Here is a 14,764-nt window from a genome sequence, read left to right on the forward strand (position 1 = left end):
TGTCGCTCAGGCCTTGGCGGCTTCCAGCGCGTCGCGCGTGCCGCGCGCCGCGTTCTTCGCCGCATCGGCGAAGTCGTCGCCCGACGACGCATAGATGATCGCGCGCGACGAGTTCACGATGATCGGCGCGTCCGCGCGCCAGCCGGCGCGCACCGTGGCCACCGCGTCGCCGCCCTGGGCGCCGACGCCCGGAATCAGCAGCGGCACGGTCGGCGCGAGTTCGCGCACGCGCTCGATTTCCGCCGGATAGGTCGCACCCACCACCAGGCCGAGCTGGCCGTTGAGGTTCCACGGCCCCTGTGCCAGCTTGGCGACGTGTTCGTACAGGAAGGGCTGGCCCTCCACGTCCGCCAGCCGCTGCCCCTGCAGGTCGGAGCCCCCGGGGTTGCTGGTGCGGCACAGCAGGAAGGCGCCCTTGCCTTCGTGCTTGAGGTAGGGCGCCACCGAGTCGAAACCCATGAAGGGCGACAGCGTGACGGCGTCGGCGCCGTAGCGTTCGAAGGCTTCGAGCGCGTACTGCTCGGCGGTGGAGCCGATGTCGCCGCGCTTGGCGTCCAGGATGGTGGGCACGTGGGGCGCATTGCGGCGCATGTGCTCCATGAGCTGCTCGAGTTGCGCCTCGGCGCGGTGGGCCGCGAAATAGGCGATCTGCGGCTTGAAGGCGATGACCAGGTCGGCCGTGGCGTCGACGATGCGCGCGCAGAAGTCATAGATGCGGCTGGCGTCGCCCTTGAATTGCCCCGGGAACCTGGCGGGCTCGGGATCGAGCCCCACGCAGAGCAACGAACCGTTTTTTTGCTGTGCGGCGGCCAGCTTGTCGAGGAAAGTCATGGGCCGGGATTTTAGGCCGGCCCGCTCCGGCAGCTGTTTCAGCGCCTGTCTGCGCGCCTGTTTCAGCCGGCGAGCCCCTCAGGGCGATGGGGTGGGTGCGTGCTGTTCCGCGGCCAGGCACAGGTCGGCCCAGGCGCGCGCCTTGTCGGCCGGATTGCGCAGCAGGTAGGCGGGGTGATACGTCGCCACCACCGACGCGCCGTCGACGCCAGCCAGCGGCACGACGCGCCCGCGCAGCTTGCCCAGCGGGTCGCCGCTTTGCATCAGGCCTTGCGCGGCCAGCGGCCCCATGGCCAGCACGACGCGCGGGGCGAGCGCGGCGGCGTGTTCGCCGAAGGCCTCGTCCAACGCGCGCGGGCTGCCGGGCTGGCCGGCGGCCACGCCGCGGTGGGTGCGCACGAGGTGCACGGGCGTGCGGCCGTCGTGCAGCTTCAGGGCGCGCAGCATGTTGTCGAGCAGGCGGCCGGCGTCGCCCGCAAAGGGCTCCCCGTGGCGGCCGTCGGCCTCGGGCGGCATGTCGGCGACGACGAGCCAGCCGCCTTGCGCGGGTTTGGCGCCGGCTTCGGCATAGAGGCGGCAGGGCGCTTCGACCAGCACGGCGGCGCCTTGAGGCTGGAGCGCGGCGGCCGGACGGGCGGCCGGCGCGGGCGCCATGGCGGGCCGGGCGACAGGCGCAGGCGCAGGCGCCGGTGCGGCGACCGGCATTTCGGCCTCGTTTCGCTCATCTGCGCGCGCCGCATCTGCGTATGCCGCTACTGTTTCAATAGCAGCTGGCGCCGCCTCGACCGCATCGGCGACCTCCGGCACGGGCCACCAGACCTTCACACCCATCTCTTCGAGCATGGCGCGCTGGCGCGCGTCGAGCTTCAATGTCTGCACGGCACTCATCGCAAGGCTCCCCAGGCGGTGCCTGTTTCATTCAATCGCAGGCTCATGACGACCGCGTCCTCACGCTTGTTGTCATGGGCCGGGTAGTAGCCCTTGCGCACGCCGACGCTGCGAAAACCGTGGCGCAGATAGATGTCGAGCGCGCGCTGGTTGCTCTGGCGCACTTCGAGCCACAGCCACTGCGCGCTCTCGGCGCGCGACCAGCCGCCCAGGGCCTCGAGCATGAGCGGCGCCCAGCCCTGGCGCTGGAAGGCCGGCGCCACGGTGATGTTCAGCAGGTGCACCTCGTCCACGCCCTTCATGGCGACGAAATAGCCGATCAGCGTTTCGCCCAGTTCGGTGACCGGCGAGCGCACGCCCTGCGCCACGCCGGGCGCCAGAAGGCACTGGCAGTGGTAGCCCACGGCCATGGAATCGGTGAAGTTGGCGCGCGTCCAGGGGTGGCTGTAGGCCGTCTGCTCGACCGCGCAGACCGCATCGATCCGCTCGATGGTGAGCGGCTCGAGACGGGCTTCGACGGGCTGGAGGACGGCGCTCATGCGGAGGTCAGGTGGCGGCAGCGGCGGCCGCCTTGATGGCCGCGCGCTCTTCGGTGGTTTGCGCCACTTTATCGCGAACGTACAGCGGCCAGGCCTGTGCCGCCGGCACGGTGCGCCCTGCCGCGAGCAGCGCGGGGGCCAGCCGCAGCAAGGCGGTGGCGCTCGGCAGGGCGTCGTGGCGGGCCGCGGCCGGGGCCAGGCGCGGACCGTAGGCGGCGAAGGCGGTGCCGGCGAGCGCCCAGCCGGGCGGCACTTCGAGCGCTTCGGGCGACAGCAGCAGCGGTTCGTCGTCGCCGCCGAGCGGGCCGTGGGCGGCAAAGTCGTAGCGCGCGGCGTAGATCTGGTCCATGCGGGCGTCGAGCGCGGCCACCACCTGCTGCGCGCCGAAGGCATGGCGCGCCTCCTCGGCCACGGCCAGCAGGGTGTCGACCGGCACCAGCGGCACCTTGGCGCCGAAGGCCAGCCCTTGCGCCACCGAGCAGGCGGTGCGCAGGCCGGTGAACGAGCCGGGGCCGCGTCCAAAGACGATGGCGTCGAGTTCGGACAGCGCGAGGCCGGCGTCGGCCAGCAGTTGCTGGATCAGCGGGAGCAGCGTGGCCGAGGCCTGGGCGCCGCCCACGCCGTTGTGTGCGAGCAGCGTGTCGCCGTGCAGCACGGCCACGGACAGGTGCTCGGTGCTGGTGTCGAAGGCAAGCAGCTTGGGCAAGGCGAGGGGCATGCGCCGATTATCGAGGGGCGGCCCCATTCCTGCCGTGACCCGGCCTTCACCCCACGCTCATCCCGCGCTCACCCCTCGTCATCGCTCCGCAGAATCGCCAGCCCCGCCTTGCGCAGCGGCGCCAGCGCCTTGGCCGGCGCATCGGGCGACACCAGCAGGCGGGTGGCCGCGCCCACCGGGTTGACCACCCAGGCCGAGGCCGCGCCCAGCTTCTCCGACGAGGCCAGCACCACCGTCTCGGCCGCCGCCGCCATCAGCGCGCGCTTGATCTCCGCCTCTTCCAGGTCGCCCGTGGTGAGCCCGGCCTCGGCGTGCACGCCGGTGACGCCCATGAAGTACGTGTCCGCATGGATGCGCGCAATGGCCGCCATCGCCGCCGAGCCGACCGCCACCATGGAGTGCTTGAACAGGCGCCCGCCGATCAGCACCACCTCGATGCCCGCATGCGACACCAGCTCGACCGCCACCGACGGGCTGTGCGTGACCACGGTGGCCTGCAGGCTTTTAGGCAGGTGGCGGGCGAGCTGCACGGCGGTGGTGCCGCCGTCGACGAACACCACCTGCCCTGGCTTCACCAGGCGCGCGGCGGCGCGGCCGATGGCCACTTTTTCGTCGGGCGCGAGCTGCTGCCGCCCGGCGAAGTCGGCCTCGGCCGCCGCGATCGGCAACGCGCCGCCGTGCACGCGAAGCAGCAGGCCCTCGGCCGCCAGCTCGCGCAGGTCGCGGCGCAGGGTGTCTTCCGACAGGCCCAGTTCGTCGCTGAGCGCCTTCGCCACGACGTGGCCGTCGCGCTCCAGGACCGAGAGGATGTGTTGCTTGCGCTGGCGGGTGAGCATCGGTCGATGGTATCGGCCCGAACAGCCGATTGCACGTTTTTTCTTGTTTTTGCACGAACATGCACATATGCTCGCCGCCCATGACCCTCCAAGACCGCGTCCGGGTGCACGAAGTCACCCTGCTTTCCGACCACTGGTACACGCTGCGCACCACCGCCTTCGACTGGCGCCGCAACGACGGCCAGTGGCAGCGCATGCACCGCGAAACCTACGACCGCGGCAACGGCGCCACGCTGCTGCCCTACAACCTGGCACAGCGCACGGTGCTGCTGACGCGCCAGTTCCGCTACCCGGCCTTCGTCAACGGCCACGACGACCTGCTGATCGAGGCCGCGGCCGGCCTGCTGGACAACGCCGCGCCGGAGGAACGCATCCGCGCCGAGGTCGAGGAAGAACTGGGCCTGCGGCTCGGCAACGTGCAGAAGATCTTCGAGAGCTTCATGAGCCCGGGTTCGGTGACCGAGAAGCTGCACTTCTTCATCGCGCCCTACGAGCCTTCGATGCGCATCGGCGCGGGCGGCGGCCTGGCGGAGGAAGGCGAGGACATCGAGGTGCTGGAACTGGGCATCGACGAGGCGCTGGCCATGGTGGCCGACGGGCGCATCGCCGACGCCAAGACGGTGATGCTGCTCTACCACGCGAAGCTGCACGTGTTCGCGCCGGGATAATGCGCGGATGCCTTTTGCCCTCCGCCGCGCGGCCTGCGCACTGACCTTTCCCCTCGTTTCCTTGCTGGCCCCGGCCGCAGCCTTCGCGCAGCAGGTTCAAGCCCTTCCTCCGCAAGTCGACGCCGCCCTCGCCCGTGCCAAGGTGCCGCGCGAGTCCGTCACCATGCTGGTGGCCGAAGCCGACGGCACGCGCGCCCCGCGCCTGGCCTGGCGCACGCAGGTGCCGGTGAACCCGGCGTCGATCATGAAGCTGGTCACCACCTACGCCGCGCTCGACATGCTCGGCGCGGCCTACAGCTGGACCACGCCGGTCTACGTCGAAGGCACGGTGGCCAACGGCGTGCTCAACGGCAACCTCTACATCAAGGGCCAGGGCGATCCCAAGCTGGTGCTGGAGCGCGTGTGGCTGCTGCTGCGCCACGTGCAGGGGCTGGGCATCACCACGGTGAGCGGCGACATCGTGATCGACCGCAGCGCCTTCGAGACCACCGTGGAGGGCGACCCGGGCGCCTTCGACGGCGAGCCGCTGCGACCGTACAACGCCTCGCCCGACGCGCTGCTGGTGAACTTCAAGTCGGTCAACATGACTTTCGCGCCCGACCGCGCGGGCCAGATCGCCCGCGTGAGCTACGAGCCCCCGCTGGCCAGCGTGGCGATGCCGGCGACCGTGCCGCTGGTGCCCGGCGAGTGCGGCGACTGGCGCACGGCCCTGCGCGCCGACTTCAGCGACGTGAACCGCATCCGCTTCATCGGCGGCCTGCCTGCCAGCTGCGGCGAGAAGAGCTGGGCCGTGGCCTACGGCGACCCGCGCACCTACGCCCTGCGCGCCATCGGCGGCCTGTGGGCCGAGATGGGCGGGCGCGTGGGCGGGCAGATGCGCGAGGGGCGCGTGCCGGCGGGGCTGAAGCCGGCGTTCGAGTTCGAGTCGCCGCCGCTGGCCGAGGTGATTCGCGACATCAACAAGTACAGCAACAACGTGATGGCGCAGCAGCTGTTCCTGACCATCGGGCTCACGCAGAAGAACCGCGGCACCTTCGAGGCCTCGCGCACCGCGCTGGGCCAGTGGTGGCGCGAGCGCATCGGCACGGGCGAGGCGCAGCCGGTGTTCGAGAACGGCTCGGGCCTGTCGCGCGACGAGCGCATCAGCGCCGCGGCGCTGGGCAAGATGCTGCAGGTGGCGTGGCGCTCGCCGGTCATGCCGGAGCTGATGTCCTCGCTGCCCGCCATGGGCGTGGACGGCACGCTCAGGAAGCGCACGCTGCGCTCGGGCGGCTCGGCCCACCTGAAGACCGGCACGCTGCGCGACGCCTCGGGCGTGGCTGGCTTCGTGGACGGCGCGAGCGGGCGGCGCTACGTGCTGGTGGCCATCGCCAACGGCGAGAACGCGGGTGCGGCGCGCGCGGCCTTCGACGCGCTGGTCGACTGGGCGTCGCAGGACAACTGAGCCCTCGGCGGGTGGGCCGCTGCAGGCCTCGTCCTGTAGGCGAACACCGATTGCGTGGGGCCTCGCTGCTGAACAGAATCGGACGCTCGTTCGATTTCATTCCAACGCAGGAGACAAACCCGTGCAACAAACACAACACACCTCCACCCCGCCTGTCCGGCTGCACGCGACGGCGGCACTCGCGGGCATCACGCTGCTGCTCGCGGCCTGCGGGGGAGGTGGCGACGGGGGTGGAGGCGGCGGCATCGGGGTGGGGGTCGGAACGCCGCCGCCCGCGACCGACACCGGCCGGGGCTCGGTGGTCACCAGCCCGCCCGAGCAGACGGCCAATCTCACGGCCGACCAGTTCAAGGCCAGCCTGCAGGCCAGCGCCCAGGGCAGCGCGCTGCTGCAGGTCGCGGGCACGCCCAAGTGCGGCATCGACATGCGCTACCTCGAATACCGCACCGTCGGCGCGAAGAACGAGGCCACCAACGCCACCGCCGCCGTGATGGTGCCCACGGGCTCCGACGTGGCCTGCAGCGGCCAGCGGCCGGTGGTGCTCTATGCGCACGGCACCACGGCGGCACGCAACTACAACCTCGCCAAGTGGACCGACAGCACGCAGGCCGCCGCCGGCGAGGGCCTGCTGATCGCGGCCACCTTCGCGGCGCAGGGCTACATCGTGGTGGCGCCCAACTACGCGGGCTACGACAAGTCGACGCTGCCCTACCACCCCTACCTCAACGGCGACCAGCAGGGCAAGGACATGGTCGATGCGCTCACCGCGGCGCGCAAGACCTTCGCGAGCATCGGGGCGAACGACGCCGGCTCGCTGTTCATCTCCGGCTACTCGCAGGGCGGCTACGTGGCCATGGCGGCCCACCGCGAGATGCAGGCCACGGGCAGGACGGTGACGGCCTCGGCCCCGCTGTCGGCGCCCTCGGCCATCAGCCTGCTGACCGACTACACCTTCCAGGGCTGGCCGGCGCTGGGCGCCACGCTGTTCGTGCCGCTGCTGTCGACCAGCTGGCAGCAGCAGTTCGGCAATGTCTATGGCACGCCTGGCGACGTGTACGAAGCGCAGTACGCCAGCGGCATCGAGACCCTGCTGCCGAGCCTCACGCCCGACACGCTGTTCAGCTCGGGCAAGCTGCCGCAGCTGGCGCTGTTCCCGGCCAATGCCACGCCGGGGCCGGTGAACAGCCAGCTCGCGATCTTCTACGGCGCCAACAACCTGGTGCGCCAGAGCTACCTGACGCAGGCGGCCACCGACATCCAGTCCAACCCCTGCCCGGGCAATGCGCTGCCGGCCACGGCAGCTTCGCTGAGCACGGCTACGCCGCTGGGCTGCACGCCGTCCACGGGGTTCCGCAAGGCGGCCGTGGCGAACGACCTGCGCAACTGGGTGCCCGCCAAGCCGATGCTGATGTGCGGCGGCGCCAACGACCCGACGGTGAACTTCGTCAGCACCCGCGCCACCGCCGGCTACTTCCGCGCCAAGGGCATGCCGGCCGCCGCGCTGACGGTGGTCGACCTGGAGGACTCGGCCGCGGTCGACGCGTATGCGACGGCGCGCGCCGGCTTCGCGCAGGCCAAGGCGTCGCTGGTGCAGAGCACGACGGGCAGCGCGGCGGACAAGGCGCAGGCGGTCACGCTGGCGTACCACGGCACGCTGGCGCCGCCGTTCTGCCTGGCGGCGGCACGCGGGTTCTTCCAGGGTGTGCTGGCGGCCGGCGGCTGACCGGGGTCAGGGCTCGCCCCCAGGCTGCGCGCACTTCGTGTCGCTGCTCCTCCCCCCTACCGGGGGCAACACCTGAGGCCCGGCAAAGCCGGTTCCTCGGTGTTCCTGGATCAGGCCACCGACGCTCGTTGCAGCCTGTCCTTCACGCCTTCCCACTCGGGCGTGTCGGGCGGGGTTTCGATCCAGATCAGCTTGGCGCCCTGCGCGTCGAACGCGCGCAGCACGGCGAACAGCTGCTGCGCGCTGGCCGCCGCGTCGTCGGGCATGCGCCGCAGCAGCAGGCGCTGCGAGCGGGTGCGCATCGGGGCGCGGGCCCACACGGCGATGTGCGCCGCGTTGGCGCCCAGCACGTCGAGCCCGGCCTGAAGGGTCTTGGCATCCATCAGCCGCACCTTGGCATTGGGGGCGTAGTGCGCCTCCAGCGTGCCCGAGGCGCGGGGGTCGGGCGTGTCGAGCACATCGCGGTCGCTGAGCTTCTCGCCGCAGGCGGCCTCGATCTGCGCGCGCGTGATGACGCCCGGGCGCAGCAGCACCGGCGCGCCGCGGCTGCAGTCGACGATGGTCGATTCGATGCCCACCTCGCACGCGCCGCCGTCGATCACGAGCAGCTCGTCTCCGAACTCGTCGTGCACATGCTGCGCGGTGGTCGGGCTGACGCGCCCGAAGCGGTTGGCGCTGGGCCCCGCGACGCCGGGCACGCCCAGCTCGGCGCAGGCCTCGAGCAGCGCCTGCGCCACCGGATGCGAAGGGCAACGCAGGCCGATGGTGTCCTGCCCGCCCGCGGCGGCGGCCGCCACGCCGGGCTGGCGCGTGACGATCAGCGTGAGCGGGCCGGGCCAGAAGACCTGCACCAGCTTCTGCGCGAACAGCGGCAGCGGCTGGGCGAAGCGCGACAGCGCCTCGGTGCCCTTGATGCCGGCCGCCACGTGGACGATCAGCGGGTGGTCCGAAGGCCGGCCCTTGGCCTTGAAGATGCCGGCAACCGCCATGTCGCTGGTGGCATCGGCGCCCAGGCCGTACACGGTCTCGGTCGGGAAAGCCACCAGGCCGCCCGCACGCAGCACGCGCGCGGCTTCGGCGATGGCGTCGATGGCCTGGGGCGAGCGCCCGTCCAGGATCATGCGAGGTCGGCGGTGGTCACCGCGGGCAAGCCCAGCAGCAACGCGGCCTGCGACGCGGCGGCGCGCACGCTGTCGAGCGTGGCGCCGGTGAAGGTCAGGTGGCCCATCTTGCGGGCGCGCCGCGGGTCGACCTTGCCGTACAGGTGCAGGTGGGCGCCGGGCAGCGCGAGCACCTCGCTCCAGCGTGGCGTGACGGGGGTGTCACCTCCCTGGACGAACCACAGGTCGCCCAGCAGGTTGAGCATGATGGCCGGGCTGTGCTGGCGCGGCGCGACCAGCGGCAGGCCGGCGAGCGTGCGCACCTGCAGCTCGAACTGCGACACGTCGCAGGCTTCCATCGTGTAGTGGCCGCTGTTGTGCGGGCGCGGGGCCATTTCATTGACCACCAGCGAGCCGTCGGCCAGCGCGAAGAACTCCACGCACAGCACACCCACGTAGTCCAGGCCGTTGGCAATGCTCTTCGCCGAATTGACCGCGCCCTGCGCCACCGTCTTGGGCATGTTCTGCGCGTGCACCTCGGTCACGGCCAGGATGCCGTCGCGGTGCAGGTTGCGCTGCGGCGGAAAGTGCACGATCTGGCCGTCGCGCCCGCGCGCCAGGATCACCGAGCATTCGAACTCGAGCGGCAGCATCTTCTCGAGCACGCAGGGGACGCAGCCCGTGGCCTGCCAGGCCTCGACCAGCTCGGCGCGTGTCTTCACGCGCTGCTGGCCCTTGCCGTCGTAGCCCAGGCGCGCGGTCTTCAGGATGCCGGGCAGCAGGCCGTCGTCGACGGCGGCGAGCTGCGCAGCCGTTTCGATGGCCGCATAAGGCGCGCAGGGCACGCCGCAGCGCGTGAAGTGCGCCTTCTCGGCGATGCGGTCCTGCGCGATGGCGATGGCCGAGGCGGCGGGCGACACCGGGCGGGCCACCGCCAGGTGCTCCAGCGAGGGCGCGGGCACGTTCTCGAACTCGGTCGTCACCGCGTCGGCGAGCCCGGCCAGGCGGGCCAGGCCGTCGACGTCGTCGTAGTCGGTGTGGATGTGGTGGTGGCTCACGCGGCCCGCGGGGCTGTCGGCGTCGGGGTCGAGCACCGCCGTGAAGTAGCCCATGCGCTGGGCGGCGTGGGCGAACATGCGCCCCAGCTGGCCGCCCCCGAGCACCCCGAGCGTGGCGCCCGGAAGAACCGGCAGATCGCCTTCATGGCCGCTCACAGGGCACCTCCGCCTTGCGGCGAGAAGGGGGAGACCGGCGCGGCCTCGCCGGCGCGAACCGGGGCCGGCGGCAGCGTCATTGCTTCGGCGGCGGCGGTCTGCGCCGTGCGGAAGGCGTCGAGCTGCGCGCGCAGCGCCGGGTCGTTCACCGCCAGCATCGCCACCGCGAACAGCGCCGCGTTGGCCGCGCCGGCGTTGCCGATGGCAAAGGTGGCCACCGGCACGCCCTTGGGCATCTGCACGATGCTGTAGAGCGAATCGACGCCCTGCAGGTGCCGGCTGGCCACCGGCACGCCGAGCACCGGCACCGTGGTCTTGGACGCCAGCATGCCCGGCAGGTGGGCCGCGCCCCCCGCGCCCGCGATGATCGCGGTGAGCCCTCGCCCGGCGGCGCTTTCGGCGTACGCAAAGAGCGCATCGGGCATCCGGTGGGCCGAGACCACCTTTGCTTCGTGGCTGATTCCGAATTGCTGGAGAATCTCGACCGCGTTGCGCATCGTCTCCCAATCGGAGCTCGAGCCCATCACTACACCGACCTGAATGGTTTCGTTCATGGTTTCAATTTTACGTTTCACCCCCAGCTGGTTCCGATGATCGACATCACTCTCGAAAATTTTCAGGCCGAACTGGTCGAAGGCTCCGTCGCCACGCCGGTGCTGCTGGACATCTGGGCCGAATGGTGCGGACCGTGCAAACAGCTCGGGCCGGTGCTCGAAAAGCTCGAGGTCGAATATGCCGGGCGCTTCACGCTGGCCAAGCTCGACGCCGACAAGGTGCCGCAGATTTCCTCGCAGCTGTCTGAAATGTTCGGCGTGCGCAGCATTCCGTTCTGCGTGATGTTCAAGGACGGCCAGCCGGTGGACGGCTTCGTCGGCGCCATTCCGGCCGACAAGATCCGCGAGTTCCTCGACAAGCACGTGCCCGGCGCCGACGAGGCGCAAGCCGCTTCCGAAGAAGCCGCGGCGCAGGACGCGCTGGCCGAGGGCGACACCCAGGGCGCGCTCGAGAAGCTGCAGCACGCCGTGGCCACCGACCCCGCCAACGACGACGCCCGCTTCGACTACATCAAGCTGCTGCTGCTGGAAGGCCGCCTCGACGACGCCAAGGTCGCCTTCGCACCGGTGATCGCAAAGACCGGCCTGGTGCGCCGCTTCGACGCGCTGCAACGCTGGATGGATGCTATCGATTTTGCAGCGCCACCCGTAGGCGTGGCGCCCGCGATGGCCGACTTCGAGGCCAAGATTGCCGCCAACAAGCGCGACTTCGACGCCCGTTTCGCCCGTGCCCGCCTGCTGATGGCCGCGCATCGCTGGACCGACGCCATGGACGAGCTGCTCGACATCCTGATGCGCGACAAGTCCTGGAGCGAAGAGCTCGCCCGCAAGACCTACATCGCGATCCTCGACGTGATCGAGCCGCCCAAGGTGAAGGTCGCCGACGGCCAGATTCCGCCGGACGATCCGGTGGTGGCCACCTACCGGCGCCGGCTCAGCAGCGTGGTGCTGAGCTGATTTTTGCCAATGCGCCTTTGGGCGCTCAAATTCAATGAAAAGCGACCTTTGGGTCGCTTTTTTTGCATCTGCGAGTTGCCCGACGGTTCTCACATAGATAAGATTGCTACTCTTTTTTGAAGAAAAGTATATTTCAATGAGCCAACTCATCGAAGAACTGGCAAGCGCTCGCAAGGCGGGGGCCTGGAGCCAGGAAGCACTGGCGACCCAGGCAGGCCTGTCGCGCATGACGGTGCAGCGCATCGAAAGCGGCCAGATCGATCCACGCCTGTCCACCCTCCTCGAGATGGCGCGCGTGCTGGGGCTCGAATTGATGACCGTGCCCGCCGCGTTGCGCCCGCAACTGGAAGACTTCGTGCGTTCGGGCGGCCGCCTGCTGGGCCAGCCGGCGGGCGTGGGCGCGCCGCCCTCCATCGCACAGAGCCTGGCCGACGAAGGGCGGTGAGCACAGCCGCCGCATTCAACACCGGCATCCGCTACCTGCGGATGTCCCTGCACGCACCGGACGGCGGACGGCGCGCCGTCGGCTATCTCTCGCAGTACGGCGACATCCTGCGCGTGTCGTTCGACGACGCATACATCGGCGACGCCGGGCGCCCGACGCTCTCCCTGGCCTACCGCGGCGCCGACGAGGCCGCCACCCGCGCCATCCTCGCCTCGGCCCGCGACGCTCGCGTCTCGCGCGGCGACGGGCACTGGCCCACCTACTTCCAGAACCTGCTGCCCGAAGGCCACAACCGCGAGCGCCTGGCCCAGCAGCGCGGCTGCAGCGCCGACGATGAGTTCGAGCTGCTGGCCGCCGCCGGCCACGACCTGATGGGCGCGCTCGAGGTCGAGCCCGTGCCCACGGCCGAAGGCATTCCCGACACCGTGCGCCACTGGCACACGGCGCTCGGGCTCGACGTGCTGGAACCGGGATTCGTCGAAATGCCGGTGGAAGACGCCGCGGCCCTGCCCGGCGTGGTGACCAAGTTCTCCGCCGTGCAGGACGGCCGGCGCTACGTGGTCAAGCGCCATGGCGCGGCGGGCTCCTTCATCCTCAAGCTGCCGACCACGCGGCATCCCGACCTGGTCGACAACGAGTTCACCGGCTACCGCCTGTGCGGCGCGCTCGGCCTGGACTGCGCCGAGGCCAGCGTCATCGGTCGCGCCGATGCGGACCTGCCCGAACAGGTGCCGTTCACGCAGCTGCTCGCCGTGCGCCGTTTCGACCGCACGGCCGACGGCGGGCGCATTCACATGGAAGAGTTCGCGCAGGTGTTGCAGTACGAGCCGCGCCAGAAATACGGGCGCGGCCTCGCCGTCGACTGGCCCGCCATGCTGCGCGTGCTCGACCGGCTGTCGCCGAACCCGGTGGCCGACGTGCGCGAATGCGTTCGGCGCATCGTGGCGTTCATCCTGCTGGGCAACAGCGACGCGCACCTGAAGAACTGGGCGCTGCGCTACCCCGACGGCGTCGCCCCGGTGCTTGCGCCGCTCTACGACCCGGTGTGCGTGGCGGCCTTCTTCGACGACGTGCCGCCTTCGGACTACGGGGTCAACCGCGCCATCGACGCGAAGCTGCGCGCCTTCGACTGGAACGCGCTCGACGCGCTGTTGCGCTCGGCGGGCCTGCTGCGCCCCGCGCGGCTGATGGCCATCGCCAAGGACACCGTGCGCCAAGCCAAGGCGGATTGGCCCGCGTTGCTGGCGCGTCAGGACACGCCGGACAGCGTGCGGCGCTGCGTGCAGTCCCGCCTGGCCGGCGGCGTGGCATTGGCGAGCTAGTCGCGCTCGCATACGATCACGCCCGATTCAACTTGTTGCAGATCGAAAAGGAAAGACCGGCCATGCGCTCCTTCGCCCGCCTCGCACGCTTCTCCCGCGGTACAGCGCTTCCCGCCCTCGCGACGGCGGCTTTGTTGACGGCCTTGGCCGGTTGCGGCAGCGGCATCAGCCTCGACGAGCCGATCGAGGGCCCGGCGTGGCGCCTGGTGCAGCTGGGCGACGAACCCGTCGCGCCCAACAGCGACGCGCTGGTGCAGTTCGACCGCAGCAGCGGGCGCCTCAGCGGTTCGGGCGGCTGCAACCGCATTTCGGGCACCTACACGCGCAGCGGCGTCACGCTGAAGATCGGCCAGGTGGCCTCCACCCGCATGGCCTGCGCCGACCCGGCGCGCGGGGCCACCGAGGCGCAGTTCATCTCCGTGCTGCAGGGCACCACGAGCTACCGGCTGGCAGGGCCCGGGCGGCTGGTGCTGCTGGATGCGAGCGGGCGCACGGTGGCGGCGCTGAGCACCAGCGGGCGCTGAAAGCAGAAGACCGGCGCGAGGCCGGTCTTTCTGCATGGGTTCGCCGCCGACGGATCAGCCCGTGAGCCGCTCCAGCGCTTCGCGGTATTTGGCGGCCGTCTTCTCGATGACTTCGGCCGGCAGGCGCGGCGCCGGGGGCGTCTTGTCCCAGGGCTTGCCGTTGATCTTGGTGGCTTCGAGCCAGTCGCGCACGAACTGCTTGTCGTAGCTCGGCGGGTTGGTGCCGGCGGCCAGGGCGGCCTGGTAGCCCTCCACCGGCCAGTAGCGCGAGCTGTCGGGCGTGAGCACCTCGTCCATCAGCACCAGCGTGCCGGCCTCGTCCAGGCCGAACTCGAACTTGGTGTCTGCAATGATCATGCCCTTGGCCAGGGCGATCTGCGCGGCGGTTTCGTAGATGGCGATGCTGGTCTCGCGGATCTGCTGGGCCAGCTTGGGGCCGACGATTTCCACCACGCGGTCGTAGGTGATGTTCTCGTCGTGCTCTCCGGCCGCGGCCTTGGCGGCGGGCGTGAAGATCGGGCGCGGCAGCTTGCTCGCGTTGGTCAGGCCCTCGGGCAGCGGCACGCCGCAGACCGACTGGGTTTCCTGGTACTCCTTCCAGCCGCTGCCGGCCAGGTAGCCGCGCACCACGGCCTCCACCGGAATCGGCTTCAGGCGCTTGACCAGCATGGAGCGCTGGGTGACCTGTGGCACTTCGTCGGCCGTGACCACGCTCTCGGGCGCGTCGCCGGTCAGGTGGTTGGGGCAGAGCTGGCCGAGCCGCTCGAACCACCACAGCGCCATTTGCGTGAGGATCTCGCCCTTGCCGGGAATGGGCTCGCCCATGATCACGTCGAAGGCGCTGAGCCGGTCGCTCGCGACCATCAGGATGCGGTCTTCGCCGACGGCGTAGTTGTCGCGCACCTTGCCGCGCGCAAGCAGGGGCAGGCTCTGGATGGAGGAGGTGTGGACGGTGGTCATGGGGCAGATGCGGTGAAAAACGACGGAAACGAAAAGACGGT

General features: G+C 70.7%; 16 protein-coding genes. 7 read left to right on the forward strand and 9 right to left on the reverse strand.

Annotated elements, in window-relative coordinates:
* Positions 1–6 precede the first annotated feature (6 nt).
* The 5 genes from pyrF to ACSFBM_RS29580 all read right to left on the reverse strand — a co-directional run bounded on the left by pyrF (position 7) and on the right by ACSFBM_RS29580 (position 3,812).
* The gene (gene pyrF, locus ACSFBM_RS29560) at positions 7–831 is read right to left on the reverse strand and encodes an orotidine-5'-phosphate decarboxylase (protein ID WP_435487562.1); all 825 of its coding nucleotides are present in this window, start codon (positions 829–831) and stop codon (positions 7–9) included.
* Positions 832–909: 78 nt separating this feature from the next.
* A complete protein-coding gene (locus tag ACSFBM_RS29565) occupies positions 910–1,719 on the reverse strand; it encodes a uracil-DNA glycosylase (RefSeq protein WP_435487563.1) in 810 nt (269 codons plus the stop codon).
* A complete protein-coding gene (gene rimI / locus ACSFBM_RS29570) occupies positions 1,716–2,258 on the reverse strand; it encodes a ribosomal protein S18-alanine N-acetyltransferase (RefSeq protein WP_435487564.1) in 543 nt (180 codons plus the stop codon). The genes ACSFBM_RS29565 and rimI overlap by 4 nt, the downstream gene beginning before the upstream one ends.
* 7 nt (positions 2,259–2,265) lie before the next feature.
* The gene (gene tsaB / locus ACSFBM_RS29575) at positions 2,266–2,976 is read right to left on the reverse strand and encodes a tRNA (adenosine(37)-N6)-threonylcarbamoyltransferase complex dimerization subunit type 1 TsaB (protein WP_435487565.1); all 711 of its coding nucleotides are present in this window, start codon (positions 2,974–2,976) and stop codon (positions 2,266–2,268) included.
* Between the two features lie 68 nt (positions 2,977–3,044).
* Positions 3,045–3,812, reverse strand: a complete 768-nt coding sequence (locus ACSFBM_RS29580) for a DeoR/GlpR family DNA-binding transcription regulator (RefSeq protein ID WP_435487566.1) — start codon at positions 3,810–3,812, stop codon at positions 3,045–3,047.
* Between the two features lie 80 nt (positions 3,813–3,892).
* Between ACSFBM_RS29580 and ACSFBM_RS29585 the strand changes: the two genes are divergently transcribed.
* The 3 genes from ACSFBM_RS29585 to ACSFBM_RS29595 all read left to right on the forward strand — a co-directional run bounded on the left by ACSFBM_RS29585 (position 3,893) and on the right by ACSFBM_RS29595 (position 7,647).
* Positions 3,893–4,480: an NUDIX hydrolase gene (locus ACSFBM_RS29585; RefSeq protein ID WP_435487567.1), complete on the forward strand. Its 588-nt coding sequence runs from the start codon at positions 3,893–3,895 to the stop codon at positions 4,478–4,480.
* 7 nt (positions 4,481–4,487) lie between these two features.
* On the forward strand, positions 4,488–5,924 hold the full coding sequence (gene dacB, locus ACSFBM_RS29590; protein ID WP_435487568.1) for a D-alanyl-D-alanine carboxypeptidase/D-alanyl-D-alanine endopeptidase: 1,437 nt from the start codon (positions 4,488–4,490) through the stop codon (positions 5,922–5,924).
* Between the two features lie 121 nt (positions 5,925–6,045).
* Positions 6,046–7,647, forward strand: coding sequence for an alpha/beta hydrolase family protein (locus ACSFBM_RS29595; protein WP_435487569.1), 1,602 nt, complete (start codon positions 6,046–6,048; stop codon positions 7,645–7,647).
* A gap of 110 nt (positions 7,648–7,757) precedes the next feature.
* Here ACSFBM_RS29595 and ACSFBM_RS29600 read toward each other — a convergent pair whose 3' ends face one another.
* Genes ACSFBM_RS29600 through purE form a run of 3 tightly spaced genes read right to left on the reverse strand, consistent with a single transcriptional unit; the run spans position 7,758 to position 10,515 of the window.
* Entirely contained in the window at positions 7,758–8,768 is a 1,011-nt protein-coding gene (locus ACSFBM_RS29600; RefSeq protein ID WP_435487570.1) for an L-threonylcarbamoyladenylate synthase, read from the reverse strand.
* Positions 8,765–9,961: a 5-(carboxyamino)imidazole ribonucleotide synthase gene (locus tag ACSFBM_RS29605; protein WP_435487571.1), complete on the reverse strand. Its 1,197-nt coding sequence runs from the start codon at positions 9,959–9,961 to the stop codon at positions 8,765–8,767. The genes ACSFBM_RS29600 and ACSFBM_RS29605 overlap by 4 nt, the downstream gene beginning before the upstream one ends.
* Positions 9,958–10,515: a 5-(carboxyamino)imidazole ribonucleotide mutase gene (gene purE, locus ACSFBM_RS29610; protein WP_435487572.1), complete on the reverse strand. Its 558-nt coding sequence runs from the start codon at positions 10,513–10,515 to the stop codon at positions 9,958–9,960. The genes ACSFBM_RS29605 and purE overlap by 4 nt, the downstream gene beginning before the upstream one ends.
* 36 nt (positions 10,516–10,551) lie before the next feature.
* Between purE and ACSFBM_RS29615 the strand changes: the two genes are divergently transcribed.
* The 4 genes from ACSFBM_RS29615 (at position 10,552) to ACSFBM_RS29630 (ending at position 13,763) form a co-directional block, all read left to right on the forward strand.
* On the forward strand, positions 10,552–11,472 hold the full coding sequence (locus ACSFBM_RS29615) for a tetratricopeptide repeat protein (protein WP_435487573.1): 921 nt from the start codon (positions 10,552–10,554) through the stop codon (positions 11,470–11,472).
* A gap of 136 nt (positions 11,473–11,608) precedes the next feature.
* Positions 11,609–11,917 carry a helix-turn-helix domain-containing protein gene (locus ACSFBM_RS29620; RefSeq protein ID WP_435487574.1) on the forward strand — a complete coding sequence of 103 codons (309 nt, stop codon included), beginning with the start codon at positions 11,609–11,611 and terminating at the stop codon, positions 11,915–11,917.
* Positions 11,918–11,958: 41 nt separating this feature from the next.
* Positions 11,959–13,239: a type II toxin-antitoxin system HipA family toxin gene (locus ACSFBM_RS29625; protein WP_435487619.1), complete on the forward strand. Its 1,281-nt coding sequence runs from the start codon at positions 11,959–11,961 to the stop codon at positions 13,237–13,239.
* Between the two features lie 62 nt (positions 13,240–13,301).
* Positions 13,302–13,763: an META domain-containing protein gene (locus ACSFBM_RS29630; protein WP_435487575.1), complete on the forward strand. Its 462-nt coding sequence runs from the start codon at positions 13,302–13,304 to the stop codon at positions 13,761–13,763.
* A gap of 54 nt (positions 13,764–13,817) precedes the next feature.
* Here ACSFBM_RS29630 and ACSFBM_RS29635 read toward each other — a convergent pair whose 3' ends face one another.
* The gene (locus tag ACSFBM_RS29635; protein ID WP_435487576.1) at positions 13,818–14,723 is read right to left on the reverse strand and encodes a phosphoribosylaminoimidazolesuccinocarboxamide synthase; all 906 of its coding nucleotides are present in this window, start codon (positions 14,721–14,723) and stop codon (positions 13,818–13,820) included.
* Positions 14,724–14,764: the final 41 nt, after the last annotated feature.

The sequence above is a fragment of the Variovorax pasteuri genome (assembly GCF_051216435.1).
GTDB lineage: Bacteria > Pseudomonadota > Gammaproteobacteria > Burkholderiales > Burkholderiaceae_C > Variovorax.

What these genes read in the sequence shown, in the direction of transcription:
- ACSFBM_RS29620 (WP_435487574.1), top strand. Translation starts at nt 11,609, where the DNA reads ATGAGCCAACTCATCGAAGAACTGGCAAGCGCTCGCAAGGCGGGGGCC.
- ACSFBM_RS29585 (WP_435487567.1), top strand. Translation starts at nt 3,893, where the DNA reads ATGACCCTCCAAGACCGCGTCCGGGTGCACGAAGTCACCCTGCTTTCC.
- purE (WP_435487572.1), bottom strand. Translation starts at nt 10,515, where the DNA reads ATGAACGAAACCATTCAGGTCGGTGTAGTGATGGGCTCGAGCTCCGAT.
- tsaB (WP_435487565.1), bottom strand. Translation starts at nt 2,976, where the DNA reads ATGCCCCTCGCCTTGCCCAAGCTGCTTGCCTTCGACACCAGCACCGAG.
- ACSFBM_RS29580 (WP_435487566.1), bottom strand. Translation starts at nt 3,812, where the DNA reads ATGCTCACCCGCCAGCGCAAGCAACACATCCTCTCGGTCCTGGAGCGC.
- ACSFBM_RS29625 (WP_435487619.1), top strand. Translation starts at nt 11,959, where the DNA reads ATGTCCCTGCACGCACCGGACGGCGGACGGCGCGCCGTCGGCTATCTC.
- ACSFBM_RS29635 (WP_435487576.1), bottom strand. Translation starts at nt 14,723, where the DNA reads ATGACCACCGTCCACACCTCCTCCATCCAGAGCCTGCCCCTGCTTGCG.
- dacB (WP_435487568.1), top strand. Translation starts at nt 4,488, where the DNA reads ATGCCTTTTGCCCTCCGCCGCGCGGCCTGCGCACTGACCTTTCCCCTC.
- ACSFBM_RS29630 (WP_435487575.1), top strand. Translation starts at nt 13,302, where the DNA reads ATGCGCTCCTTCGCCCGCCTCGCACGCTTCTCCCGCGGTACAGCGCTT.
- rimI (WP_435487564.1), bottom strand. Translation starts at nt 2,258, where the DNA reads ATGAGCGCCGTCCTCCAGCCCGTCGAAGCCCGTCTCGAGCCGCTCACC.
- ACSFBM_RS29600 (WP_435487570.1), bottom strand. Translation starts at nt 8,768, where the DNA reads ATGATCCTGGACGGGCGCTCGCCCCAGGCCATCGACGCCATCGCCGAA.
- ACSFBM_RS29565 (WP_435487563.1), bottom strand. Translation starts at nt 1,719, where the DNA reads ATGAGTGCCGTGCAGACATTGAAGCTCGACGCGCGCCAGCGCGCCATG.
- ACSFBM_RS29615 (WP_435487573.1), top strand. Translation starts at nt 10,552, where the DNA reads ATGATCGACATCACTCTCGAAAATTTTCAGGCCGAACTGGTCGAAGGC.
- pyrF (WP_435487562.1), bottom strand. Translation starts at nt 831, where the DNA reads ATGACTTTCCTCGACAAGCTGGCCGCCGCACAGCAAAAAAACGGTTCG.